Origin of the sequence: Christiangramia forsetii KT0803 (assembly GCF_000060345.1) — a bacterium.
Taxonomy (GTDB): Bacteria; Bacteroidota; Bacteroidia; order Flavobacteriales; family Flavobacteriaceae; genus Christiangramia; species Christiangramia forsetii.
Window position 1 is genome coordinate 843,558 of the sequence record NC_008571.1, and the last position, 11,847, is coordinate 855,404.

General features: G+C 37.2%; 11 protein-coding genes and 1 tRNA gene. 4 read left to right on the forward strand and 8 right to left on the reverse strand.

The genetic code is table 11. From position 1 onward, the window contains the following. The 3 genes from hutI to GFO_RS03605 all read right to left on the reverse strand — a co-directional run bounded on the left by hutI (position 1) and on the right by GFO_RS03605 (position 2,835). A complete protein-coding gene (hutI, locus tag GFO_RS03595; RefSeq protein ID WP_011708672.1) occupies positions 1 to 1,236 on the reverse strand; it encodes an imidazolonepropionase in 1,236 nt (411 codons plus the stop codon). Between the two features lie 173 nt (positions 1,237 to 1,409). Continuing rightward, entirely contained in the window at positions 1,410 to 1,787 is a 378-nt protein-coding gene (locus GFO_RS03600; protein WP_011708673.1) for a PH domain-containing protein, read from the reverse strand. Position 1,788: 1 nt separating this feature from the next. Beyond that, entirely contained in the window at positions 1,789 to 2,835 is a 1,047-nt protein-coding gene (locus GFO_RS03605; RefSeq protein WP_011708674.1) for an NAD(P)-dependent alcohol dehydrogenase, read from the reverse strand. Between the two features lie 178 nt (positions 2,836 to 3,013). Between GFO_RS03605 and GFO_RS03610 the strand changes: the two genes are divergently transcribed. From GFO_RS03610 to mazG, 4 genes are all read left to right on the forward strand, one after another. Continuing rightward, entirely contained in the window at positions 3,014 to 4,162 is a 1,149-nt protein-coding gene (locus tag GFO_RS03610) for a trans-sulfuration enzyme family protein (protein WP_011708675.1), read from the forward strand. Between the two features lie 19 nt (positions 4,163 to 4,181). Continuing rightward, positions 4,182 to 4,898 carry a bacillithiol biosynthesis deacetylase BshB1 gene (gene bshB1 / locus GFO_RS03615; RefSeq protein ID WP_011708676.1) on the forward strand — a complete coding sequence of 239 codons (717 nt, stop codon included), beginning with the start codon at positions 4,182 to 4,184 and terminating at the stop codon, positions 4,896 to 4,898. 60 nt (positions 4,899 to 4,958) lie between these two features. After that, positions 4,959 to 5,034 (forward strand) — tRNA-His (locus GFO_RS03620). A 258-nt stretch (positions 5,035 to 5,292) separates the two neighbouring features. Further along, positions 5,293 to 6,066 carry a nucleoside triphosphate pyrophosphohydrolase gene (gene mazG / locus GFO_RS03625; protein WP_011708677.1) on the forward strand — a complete coding sequence of 258 codons (774 nt, stop codon included), beginning with the start codon at positions 5,293 to 5,295 and terminating at the stop codon, positions 6,064 to 6,066. On the opposite strand, the gene GFO_RS03630 is transcribed toward mazG, so the two are convergent. The 5 genes from GFO_RS03630 to GFO_RS03650 form a co-directional block, all read right to left on the reverse strand. Further along, entirely contained in the window at positions 6,067 to 6,693 is a 627-nt protein-coding gene (locus GFO_RS03630) for a class I SAM-dependent methyltransferase (protein ID WP_011708678.1), read from the reverse strand. Positions 6,694 to 6,703: 10 nt separating this feature from the next. Beyond that, a complete protein-coding gene (locus tag GFO_RS03635) occupies positions 6,704 to 9,025 on the reverse strand; it encodes a DUF349 domain-containing protein (protein ID WP_011708679.1) in 2,322 nt (773 codons plus the stop codon). 119 nt (positions 9,026 to 9,144) lie between these two features. Continuing rightward, entirely contained in the window at positions 9,145 to 9,873 is a 729-nt protein-coding gene (locus GFO_RS03640; RefSeq protein ID WP_011708680.1) for a shikimate dehydrogenase family protein, read from the reverse strand. Beyond that, positions 9,870 to 10,886: a DUF368 domain-containing protein gene (locus tag GFO_RS03645; protein ID WP_011708681.1), complete on the reverse strand. Its 1,017-nt coding sequence runs from the start codon at positions 10,884 to 10,886 to the stop codon at positions 9,870 to 9,872. Before GFO_RS03645 ends, GFO_RS03640 begins: the two co-directional genes overlap by 4 nt. Beyond that, positions 10,873 to 11,811, reverse strand: coding sequence for a DUF368 domain-containing protein (locus GFO_RS03650; protein ID WP_011708682.1), 939 nt, complete (start codon positions 11,809 to 11,811; stop codon positions 10,873 to 10,875). The genes GFO_RS03645 and GFO_RS03650 overlap by 14 nt, the downstream gene beginning before the upstream one ends. Positions 11,812 to 11,847 lie beyond the last annotated feature (36 nt).

Below are 11,847 nucleotides of genomic sequence, written 5' to 3' on the forward strand. Positions count from 1 at the left end.
TTATATCAGTTTTCCATTAATATAAACAGAATCAATAGAGTTGGTGCCAAAGGCGTATGGCAGAAAAGTAAAGGATGGGATTTCCTTAGTAATCATGAAATTAGCCATTTTTCCTTTAGTAATGCTACCATGGGTTTCGCTTAAGTCCATGGCATAAGCTCCATTAATAGTGGCAGCATTGATGGCTTCTTCCGGAGTCATTTTCATTTTTATACAAGCCAGGGAAACCACAAGGTTCATATTTCCGCTGGGTGTACTTCCCGGGTTAAAATCTGTTGCTAGTGCCAATGGAAGTTCAGCATCTAATATTTTTCTGGCGGGTGTATAGGGAATACTCAGAAATAGAGAACAGGAGGGAAGTGCTACTGGCATTGTTCTGGTACCTTTTAGAACTTCTATATCCTCATCATTCATCACCTCTAAATGATCTACACTTAGCGCTTCATGCTCAACGCCGACTTTTACACCTCCAATGGAATTAAACTGATTTACATGAATTTTAGGTTTTAAGCCATGTTCCTTTGCAGCAGAAAGCAATCTGTGAGTATCTTTTATACTGAAATAACCTTTTTCACAAAAGATATCTATGTATTCAGCAAGACCTTCTTTTGCAACTTTTGGAAGGATCTCATTAATTACAAGATCCATATAGGCATCAGGGTCGTTCTTATATTCTTTCGGAATTGCATGAGCTCCTAAAAATGTAGATTTTACAGGTAAATCATAATTCTCGCGGAGCTTCTTAATTACCCGAAGCATTTTTAATTCTGCTTTTTCGGTAAGTCCGTAACCAGATTTTATCTCTACCGCTCCGGTTCCCAGTTTCATGACTTCTTTCAGCCTTTTTGCTGATTGTTCATAGACCTCCTCTTCAGATGTATCCTGAAGGGTTTTTACACTATTCAGAATTCCGCCACCACGATTTGCGATCTCTTCATAACTCAATCCATTGATTCTGTCAGCAAACTCCTGTTCCCGGTTTCCGGCATAAACAATATGCGTATGAGAATCACACCAGGTTGGTAGTACGATCTTTCCGGTAGCATCTATGGTTTGATCAGCGGTTATTTTAGGCATGTTTTTCATAGTGCCAAAATCAGCAATCTTATCATTTTCAATAAGCAACCAGGCATTTTTTATCGTGGGAAGTTCTTTCATTTCACTTCCTGAAACTTTAAGGATATTTTGTTCCCTAACCTGAAGTAATTCTTTGATATTGGTTACTAATAGAGTCATATATTTTCTGGATTGATCGTTCAACAAATGCTAAAACAAAGATATAAACTCAGTTTAGAAAAATGTGTTCTTAATATATCTTTAAATAAAAAGCCACTTATCTTTTAATTAGAGATAAGTGGCTTCAAGAATTTATTGAGATGCTGAAACAAGTTCAGTATAACTTTTATTAACTAGAGTGTGAACTCCGCTAATAACTTCTGAACTTCATAAATATCTACTTTCTTATTAAAACGCTTGGAAATAGAGGGTGTTTGCTCCCCAGAGATCCAGATTTTCAATTCAGCATCTAAATCAAAACTTCCTGCAGTTTCTACACTAAACCTGGTGATACTTTTATATAAAACAGAAAAGTATTCGATTTTACTTCCGGTAAGTCCCTGAACATCTACCAGAATAAGACGTTTATTCGTGAAAATAAAAGTATCACGAATAATCTTGAATCCTGCTTCAATCTCTTCAGAAGGAATCAGCAATTTTCCATATTTCTCCTGGAGTTTATCCTTTTCTATTGCTCCTGCGTTTCCTAATAAAGAAGAAAGAATACTCATATTAGTTCTTTATAGATTTCATGTCGATTACAAACCTGTACTTTACGTCAGACTTTACCACTCTGTCAAAAGCATCATTGATATTCTGAATATCGATCATTTCAATATCAGATACGATATCATGTTCTCCACAGAAATCAAGCATTTCCTGAGTTTCCTTGATTCCTCCAATCAATGAACCGGCAAGTCTTTTTCTCCCCATGATCAATCCGCCACCATGAATATCAACTTCATCAATAGCTCCTACAAGGGTCATTGTCGCATCACGTTTTAGTAAACCAACATATGGATTTGTATCATGACCAACAGGAACAGTATTCAGAATAAAGTCGAAAGTTCCCTGATGCTTTTTCATATCATCATCGTTCTTGGAAATAAGAACTTCGTCTGCACCCAATTTTTTAGCATCTTCAGCTTTTCCTGGAGATGTGGTAATCATTACTACATGAGCTCCAAGGGCACTGGCAAACTTCACTCCCATATGGCCAAGACCTCCAAGACCTACAACACCCACTTTATCTCCTTTTTTTACATTCCATTGTCTTAATGGTGACCAGGTAGTAATACCAGCACAAAGTAATGGAGCAACGGCTTTGGTATCCAGGTTTTCCGGAACCTTTAAGACAAATTTCTCTTTAACTACAATTAATTCAGAATAACCTCCAAAAGTATGACCTCCCAGATGTTTATCTTTACTATTGTAAGTAGCCGTCATTCCGTTCTCACAATATTGCTCCAGATCATCTTTACAGGATTGGCATTCCTGGCAGGAATCTACCATACAACCAACACCAACAAGATCTCCTTCTTTATAGTTCTTAACGTCTTTTCCAACTTCGGTAACACGGCCTATAATTTCATGTCCCGGTACTACAGGATAATTACTATTTCCCCAGTCGTTTCTTACCTGATGGATATCACTATGGCAAACTCCGCAATAATCTATTTCGATCTTTACATCGTCGGCTAAAATTTCTCTTCTTTCGATATCAAATGGCTCTAAATTGGCATCATTTGACTTCGCTGCATATGCATTTACATTCTTCATTTGTTCAATTTTTTATTTAAATCGAAAGTTACCGAAAATAGAGGCCAATACCTTGGCAGGTGGCTAAGGTTTAACTTTAATTAACGTCTGTCTTAATTCATAGCAACGCAATTAGGACAGTAGGCGCTTTTAGCAGAATTCTTAGTACATTAGGGCTCAAATTTTTTAAAAATAATTTATGAGTAAGAGCAAAGGGATCAACACGATTTGTACACATGTTGGAGAATTGGAAGACAAAGAATTTAAAGGAGCGGTTTCTCCATTGTATATGTCCACCTCTTATGCCTTTGAAGATGTAGAGACCAAGCGATATCCCAGATATTTTAATACCCCTAACCAGGTAGCTTTGGCTAAAAAGATGGCGGCATTAGAACACGGAGAGGCATCATTGATCTTCGGAAGCGGAATGGCTGCGGTAAGTACTTCTTTAATGGCTTTTCTAAAGTCTGGAGATCATGTAGTTTTTCAGGATTCGCTTTATGGAGGAACCAGTAATCTGGCAACTGAGGAATTTGATAAGTTCGGAATAGAATATTCATTTGCAAAAGATGCCAAAGCCAATTCTCTGAAAGCTGAAATTAAGAAAAATACAAAGGTGATCTATATAGAAACACCATCCAATCCATTGCTCCGGATCACAGATATGGAAGCAGTTGGGAAATTGGCTAAAGAGCATGGACTGGTTAGTATGATAGATAATACGTTTGCTTCACCCGTGAATCAGAATCCTATAGACTTCGGAATTGATGTGGTAATACACTCGGCAACTAAATATATGGGAGGTCACAGTGATATACTGGCGGGCACTGTAATTTCTTCTGAAGAAAACATTGAAAGGATCTTTCAAATGGCTAAGAATTTTGGAGGAAGCCTGAGTGATTATACCGTTTGGTTATTGGAGCGAAGTATAAAAACGATGGGCATTAGAGTGAAAGCCCAAAATGAAAATGCCATGAAACTCGCAGAATTTTTAAATTCTCATGGCAGTGTTTTAAATGTTTTTTATCCTGGCTTGAAAGATCATCCAGATCACGAGTTGGCTAAAAAGCAAATGAAAGGATTTGGCGGCATGCTTTCTTTTGAATTAAATGAGAATATCAATGCTTCAAAATTCATGAAAAGCCTCAATCTTATAAAGCCATCTATGAGCCTTGCCGGGGTTGAAAGTACCATCTTACTGCCTTCGCAAACTTCTCACGGTTTGTTAAGTGAAGAAGACAGACTAAAACAGGGAATTAAAGATAATTTAATGAGGTTTTCAGTAGGTATTGAAGAGATTGAAGACCTGATTGAAGATCTGTCTCAGGCAATTGAGAAGACCAAATAGAAATTAGAATATAGACTTTATGAAATTAGATATACTGGCAGTAGGAGCACATCCCGATGATGTAGAACTAAGCTGTTCAGGGACTATAGCGAAAGAAGTAGACCGCGGAAAGAAAGTCGGGATACTAGATCTTACCAGAGGCGAACTCGGTACAAGAGGATCGGCAGAGATCAGGGATGATGAAGCTAAAGCTGCTGCTGAAATTTTAGGGGTTAAAATGCGCCATAATTTGGAATTTAGCGATGCTTTTTTTGAAAATAATACTGCGCATAAACTCGAGATTATAAAAATCATAAGAAAATATAAACCTGAAATCGTTCTTTGTAATGCGGTTGAAGATCGTCACATAGACCACGGAAAAGGAGCTAAGCTGGTTAGTGATGCCTGCTTTTTAAGCGGATTGAGAAAGATCGAAACTATTATGAACGGTAATAAACAGACGGCCTGGAGGCCTAAACATGTATTTCACTATATTCAGTGGAAAAACCTTCAGCCTGATTTTGTAGTAGATATTTCAGGATATTTAGATAAAAAATTAGAATCTGTTTTGGCGTATCGATCACAGTTTTTTGATGAGAACAGCCAGGAGCCCCAAACCCCCATTTCAAGTAGTAACTTCCTGGATAGCATTACTTACCGCGCGCAGGATATGGGAAGATTAATTAATACAGAACATGCAGAAGGTTTTAATGTAGAGCGTAATGTTGCAGTAGATTCTATATTTGACCTAATTTAATTGAAATTTTTTCTTTGCGAAATTGTACAAATAACTTACATTTGCAACCGCTAATCAAATGGTGGTTGTAGCTCAGCTGGTTAGAGTGCCTGATTGTGGTTCAGGAGGTCGCCGGTTCGAACCCGGTCTTCCACCCTTAAGCAAAGCTTCTCAGAAATGGGAAGCTTTTTTTGTGTAATAAATTCAAATTCCCACTTTCGAAATCCTATGTTTGTATATCCGGTTATGATGCAATGGTTGTTTCGTCACCCTGAATTTATTTCAGGGTCTCAAGTTCCCTTATTATAGATTCTTAGTTTTATGAGATTCTGAAACAAGTTCAGAATGACGCTATTTATAATTTTATGATACTTTGCGGATATACAATCCTATTTTTACCAAAATTATATTCAGCATGAATTCACGTAAAGATCAACTAAAAGCATTTGATAGATTATTGACTATAATGGATGAGCTCAGGGAGCAATGTCCCTGGGATAGAAAACAAACCATGGAGTCTTTGAGGCATCTTACCATTGAAGAGACCTACGAACTCGGTGATGCGATTCTGGATAAGGATATGGAAGAGATCAAGAAGGAATTAGGAGATGTACTTTTACACTTGGTATTTTATTCCAAAATAGGAAGTGAGACGAATGATTTTGATATTGCAGATGTAGCTAACTCAATTTGTGATAAGTTGATCGATAGGCATCCACATATTTACGGAGATGTTGAGGTGGCTAATGAAGAAGACGTAAAGCGCAATTGGGAAAATCTTAAGCTAAAAGAAGGAAAAAAGAGTGTTTTGGAAGGTGTACCCAGATCTTTGCCTTCAATCGTTAAAGCTAACCGAATTCAGGATAAAGTTGCAGGAGTTGGTTTTGATTGGGAAGAACCACAACAAGTATTTGAAAAACTTCAGGAAGAACTGGAGGAGCTTCAACATGAAGTAAATGAAGATAATCAAGACGAAATAGAAGCTGAATTTGGCGATGTGCTCTTCTCAATGGTGAATTATGCCAGATTTTTGAAAGTAAACCCTGAGAATGCTCTGGAACGAACTAATAAAAAATTCATCAAGCGGTTTCAATACCTGGAAGAAAAAGCAAAAGAAAACAACAAAGCTTTGAAGGATATGACCCTGGCAGAAATGGATATTTTCTGGAACGAGGCTAAAAAGAAATGATCACACAGAGAAAATGACGAATTCTTTACAAATTTCTAAAGATGAAAAATTCAGGTTTTCTTTTATCCAACGCAGAGTTTCCCTGTCGTAGAAAATCACATGCGTTTTATCATTTTTATAGTGCCAGTTAGAAAAATCTATTGCATCCTTCCATATTTCAGTTTTGCAATATAATTTTCCGTTAGGTTTTAATAGAGTGCGCAGTAATTGAAATTCTTTAAGTGGATTTTGAAAATGTTCCATCACTTCACAGCAAATAATAAAATCAAAAGTAGTCTTCAGCACCTTTTTATCGGGCTTAAAATAAGGGTCGTAAAGTTCAATTTTAAAGCTTGATTTTTTCAATTTTGAAGTGATCACCGGGCCGGTGCCACAGCCAAAATCAAGTCCGTTTGAATTAGAGCTGAAATCAGATCTAATTTTTTCAATAACAGGTTGTACAAACCTGATATAACCGGCGTCATTTACATCGTTATTGTGAAGAATATACCTGGATTTTTCTGCTTGCGGAGAAAGGTGATGCTCTGGAGAAAGTAAAATTGCCTTGCAACCCATACATTGCACATATTCCCGATCTTGAATGACTTCGAAAATTCGGGTGGCGCAATTGCATAAATTGCAAAGCATGATTTCCTATTTAATAAAGCGACTTGATCTTTTCAAGTTTCTCTTTCCAGACTTCAAGATCTGCTTTATGGTTTGCAATATTTTTATGTACCTCCTTCACCAAAGGATTGTCGTCATCAACATTTGAAAAGAACTGCAGGTTATTTTCTAACTGGTTTATTTCAGCTTTGGTTTCCTGGATCTTTTTGGTCAGGAAATAGTGCTCATTTCTGATTCTTTTATCATCATCTGCATCATCTAAGGCTTGTACCTTATTCTCATATTTCATCATTTCAGCTTTGGTGTTATCAATATCCATTTTCTTGAATATTTGATCCAAAGCTTTATTGAATTTCCCTTCGATAAAACGTTTGTTATAAGGCACTTTCCCAATCTCTTTCCAGGCATTGATCTGTTCCTTTATTCGGGCAAGATCCTCTTTTTTAGTGCCGCTGAGTTCTATAGCTTTTACTTTATCAAGAATTTCCTTCTTCTTGTCGAAAGCCTCATTTTCCTCTTTATTATCTTCATTTTTTTGAGCATGAAGTTTGTCGAAATAGTCGTTACAGGCTTTTTTGAATTGCTTCCAGACCTTGTCACTATCCTTCCTTGGAACGTGACCAATCTTTTTCCAGTCGGCCTGAATTTTCTTCATTAAAGGAGTGACCGTCTTAAAGTCGTCACTATCCTTATTATCTTCAGCTATCTTAATAAGTTCCTTTTTCTTCTCCAGGTTATCGTACTGGGCCTTTTTCAGGTTCTTGTAAAAAGCATTTTTCTTACGATTAAAACTGCGAACATTTTCTTTAAAGGCATTCCAGGTATCCTGATTTTTATTTCTCGGGACTTTTCCCGCATTAAAAAATTCTTCGCGCAAAGCCTCGATCTCCCTGATCTTTTGTTGCCACTTATTATGGCTGTCAAAATCCTGACCTGCTATTTCCTTGATTTTCTCAATAATCTCCTGCTTGCGCTCCCAATTTTTCTCATAATGCTCGTCAAGGTTATTGAAATATTCCTGTCTTTTATCATGAATATTTTTAGTGGCAGTGCTAAACCTTTCCCAAATATCCTCACGATACTCTTTTGCTACCGGGCCAAGTTCTTCTTTCCACATTTTATGAAGCATCTGTAATTCGCGGAAAGAACGATTTACATCCTTTTCCTGAACCAGTTCTTCAGCACGATCTATAACCTTTAATTTTTGTTCCAGGTTATGCTTAAAATCCATATCCCTGAATTCCCTGTTTAGGTGAAGAAAATCATAGAAATTTTCTACATGGTGGTGATAGGTATTCCATACATTGTTATATCTATCTCTGGGAATTGGGCCAGCCGTACGCCATTTATCCTGGATTTCCTTAAAGTGATTATAGGTTGTATTAATATTTTCTTCAACATCTAATAAACCTTTCAACTCTTCAATAAGTTCCAGTCGTTTATTGAGATTCTCGTTGAGGTCTTTCTTAAGACGTTTATAATAATTATTTCTTTGTTCTTTATAGTCAAAGTAAAGGGAATTAAAACGCTTTTTTAGTGGAGTAGAGTAGTGGAAGTCAATGATATTGCCACCATCTGCAATAAAATCTTCTTTTTTCTCTTCCATTTCCTCATCAAACTTGGCATTGAATTCTGTACGAATTTCTGAAACATGCTCATTGATGGCCTGTATTTTTTCATTTTTTAGAAGCTTTTCCAGCTCATCTGCCAGGGCTTCTTTGTTCATCGAATGATAATCTTTCTTTTCGATATCGTGGCGGGCATTGGCACTTTCGTCCTCGCTGTCTTCAGCCACCGCGCTGTCCATATCTTCTTCGTGGTTTCCCGAAGTTTTTTTGGTTTCACCCACCTGGGCATCTCCAATATCACTATCGGTATCTTCATCTTCTACCTCTTCAGTTCTCTTCGCCTTAGAGGTAGATTCAGAGACCATAGCGTCTTCGTGATCTGTAGAATCTGATACTTTTGGCTCAGCCTTTTCTTTCTTTTCAGATTTTTCACCTTTTATTTCAGGCTCCTTGAAAAATGGATTTTCAACATCTTCGGTTTCTTCCATATGGGTATATGGATCTTCATCTGGATTTTTCTTTTCCCTGGAAATTTTATCTGAAGTTTGTTTACCGGTAGCCGACTCATGAAGCATTGCCTCTTCATGATCTGTAGATTCTTTTTCTGATTTATCAGAAGAGCTTTCTTTTGAATCTTCTGGTTTTTGTTCACCCACAGGCTTATCAATACTTCCCTCACTACTTTCCGCCGAAGTCTTCTCTTCTGAAGTCTTCTTATTCTCCTTCTTTTCTAGCTCTTCAGGCGAAAGCTTATTCTTTGTGTTTTCATTTTCTTGCTGTGACATATCTTTCAATGTTAAGGTTCCTCGTAATCTATTAATTCTGAAAGATAACAACTCCCCTAAAATTGAACAAGGGATTGGTTTTATTTATGAGTACAGAATTTGGTATTTATAGATCTGAATTAGGAATTCCAGATACTCCAGGCTTTTTCTGCCTGCAGCTTTAACATCTCCAATCCGTTTGTAGTTTTGGCTCCTTTTTCAGCAGCAAGTTGCATGAATTTTGTTTCTGAAGGATTGTAAATCAGGTCGTAGATAAGATGTTTTTCAGAAATAAATTCAAATGGAATTTCCGGGGAACTTTCAATATCAGGATAAGTGCCCAGGGGTGTACAATTGATGATAAGGCTGTGGGAGCCAATAATCTTGCTGTCTAATTCGTGATACGAAAATTGATCTTCTTCAGGGTTTCTTGATACAAACTTAAAATCTATTTCTAATAAGCTCAAAGCATAGGCAATTCCTTTAGATGCTCCTCCAGTTCCCAGTATAAGAGCCTTTGAATGGTGTGGTTCCAGGTGAGGTTTTAAAGATTCCAGAAAGCCCCAGTAATCTGTATTATAACCGCAGAGGCTTCCGTCTTTCTCAAATTTGATCGTATTTACCGCTTTAATTTTTTCAGCATTGGAGTCCAGGTGATCTAAATAAGGAATAATAGCTTCCTTATAAGGAATAGTAACATTAAGCCCTGATATGATATTATCTTTAATAACATCAGTAAATTTTTCAATAGAGGAAAGATCAAAATTCCTGTATTCCGCATCTATATTTTCGTTGCTGAATTTATCAGAAAAATAATTTCGTGAGAAAGAATAATCTATATTTTTTCCGAGTAGGCCAAAAGTTCTCATATGTTAGATTTTCTATTTTCATACCATGCCAGGCCCAATACAATAAATATCCCTACGATAATAAAAAAGATGGCGAGCCAGGTTTCTGTAGTCTCGAATGTAGGCCAATATCTGTCGTAATTGTCAATTACCTTATTTCCTTCCCGGTCTATGATGACTTCTCCCAGTTTGTTAGCTTTGAAAATTTTTTCTTTCCAGGGCCACACTACGCCTAAAGAACCTGTGATAAATCCTATGATAACTGCGAATGTTTCTTTTTTTCTCTTTTTAAGAACATAACCAAGAAGATGGGATAAAGAAACCAGCCCTGCCAGGGAGCCAAGGGCAAATACAATTAAAACCTGAAGCATCCGAATTCTTTCGGCGTCACCAATGAAACCAAAATCCAGCATAATAATTTCGGCTATAGTATCATATAGCGCATTTACTGAATCTACCAGTAACAGCACGTAATTACCGAGAAGTATAAGAATGAAACTTCCGGAAAGTCCTGGCAATGTCATTCCCGAAACACTTATCATTCCGCAGACAAAAACGAACCATAAATTATCATTTTCTCTCGCCGGTTCCAGAAAACTGATCGCGATCCCGCCAATGATTCCAAAAATGGCAAAAAGGATGGAGTTTCTATCCCATTCATCAAAATCCTTGCTTATATAATAAATGGAACCTATGATCATGCCGAAGAAAGCCGACCAAACGTAAAGTTCAAAATGCACAATGAGGTAGTCCAGTACTTTGGAAACACTGAAATAACTTATAAGCATACCTAAAATAAGCAGGCTTAAGAATTTCCCGTTTATATACTGATAGAAACTGCTGAACCTCCCCGAAATAAGGAGTTTAAATGCTTTTAGATTTACTTTTTGAAGGGAATAAATAAATTCTTCATAAAATCCTGCAACAAACGCAACCACACCACCAGAGACTCCCGGAACTTTATTCGCGGCTCCCATGGCAAGACCCTTCAAAACCAAAAGGATCTTATCGGTAAACGTTCTAGTTTGCTGCATCGGCAGATTCTGGATTTTGATTAGCTACCAATTCTAACACAATAATAAGTAAAAACCCGGCAAGCATTAAAAGGATAGCCCATAATGTCTGGGGATCCCCACTGAAATTCCATGGCAAAACCGAAGCTTCTTTTAAAACAACTTCTTTATCACCGTATATTGCGGTTTCAAGAATTTCTTTCCATGGCCAAATCTTATTTAATGATCCCGCGATAAATCCTGTAAGCACAGCTAAAGTAATATTGCTATAATGAACAAAAAGCCATTTTAAAACTCTTGAAAAAGTAAGCAATCCGAATATCGCTCCAACTCCTACAATCGCTAATGTCTTAATATCGAAATCATGCGCTGCTTCTGTAATCGATTTATAGGCACCTAATAGAACCAAAATGAATGCTCCTGAAATTCCCGGTAAAATCATTGCGCAAACAGCTATAGCTCCGGCAAAGAATAGAAATAATGAACTGGAATTGGCAGAAAGCGGTGGGAGGCTTACTATGTAAAAAGCAACCGCAGCCCCCAGAATTAAGGCGATAAATAATTTATAATTCCATTTTGGGATTTGCTTAGCCACAAACCAGATGCTTGCGAGAACAAGTCCGAAGAAAAATGACCAGATTAATACAGGGTGTGTTTCCAGTAAATAATTGGCCAGGCGCATTAAACTGAAAAGACTAATTAGAATTCCGGCGAAAAGGGCAAGGATGAAATTTCCATTCAGCTCTTTCCACATCTCAGAAAAACCATCATTCTTCCAGGTAGATAACAAGGATGGTTTTATGCCACTTATGGTGGAAATTAATTCTTCGTAAATTCCTGAAATAAAAGCGATAGTTCCCCCGGAAACTCCCGGTACTACGTCTGCGGCTCCCATGGCCATTCCTTTTAGAGTAACCTTAAGGTAATCCAAAAAACTTCGCTGCATCTTAACTTTTTATGAATTTGCCCAAAGGTAGCAAAA

Bases quoted from the DNA above. Each gene is read 5' to 3' on its own strand.
- GFO_RS03645 (WP_011708681.1), bottom strand. From the start codon at position 10,886: ATGCAGCAAACTAGAACGTTTACCGATAAGATCCTTTTGGTTTTGAAG.
- GFO_RS03600 (WP_011708673.1), bottom strand. From the start codon at position 1,787: ATGAGTATTCTTTCTTCTTTATTAGGAAACGCAGGAGCAATAGAAAAG.
- GFO_RS03635 (WP_011708679.1), bottom strand. From the start codon at position 9,025: ATGTCACAGCAAGAAAATGAAAACACAAAGAATAAGCTTTCGCCTGAA.
- GFO_RS03610 (WP_011708675.1), top strand. From the start codon at position 3,014: ATGAGTAAGAGCAAAGGGATCAACACGATTTGTACACATGTTGGAGAA.
- GFO_RS03640 (WP_011708680.1), bottom strand. From the start codon at position 9,873: ATGAGAACTTTTGGCCTACTCGGAAAAAATATAGATTATTCTTTCTCA.
- hutI (WP_011708672.1), bottom strand. From the start codon at position 1,236: ATGACTCTATTAGTAACCAATATCAAAGAATTACTTCAGGTTAGGGAA.
- bshB1 (WP_011708676.1), top strand. From the start codon at position 4,182: ATGAAATTAGATATACTGGCAGTAGGAGCACATCCCGATGATGTAGAA.
- mazG (WP_011708677.1), top strand. From the start codon at position 5,293: ATGAATTCACGTAAAGATCAACTAAAAGCATTTGATAGATTATTGACT.
- GFO_RS03605 (WP_011708674.1), bottom strand. From the start codon at position 2,835: ATGAAGAATGTAAATGCATATGCAGCGAAGTCAAATGATGCCAATTTA.
- GFO_RS03630 (WP_011708678.1), bottom strand. From the start codon at position 6,693: ATGCTTTGCAATTTATGCAATTGCGCCACCCGAATTTTCGAAGTCATT.
- GFO_RS03650 (WP_011708682.1), bottom strand. From the start codon at position 11,811: ATGCAGCGAAGTTTTTTGGATTACCTTAAGGTTACTCTAAAAGGAATG.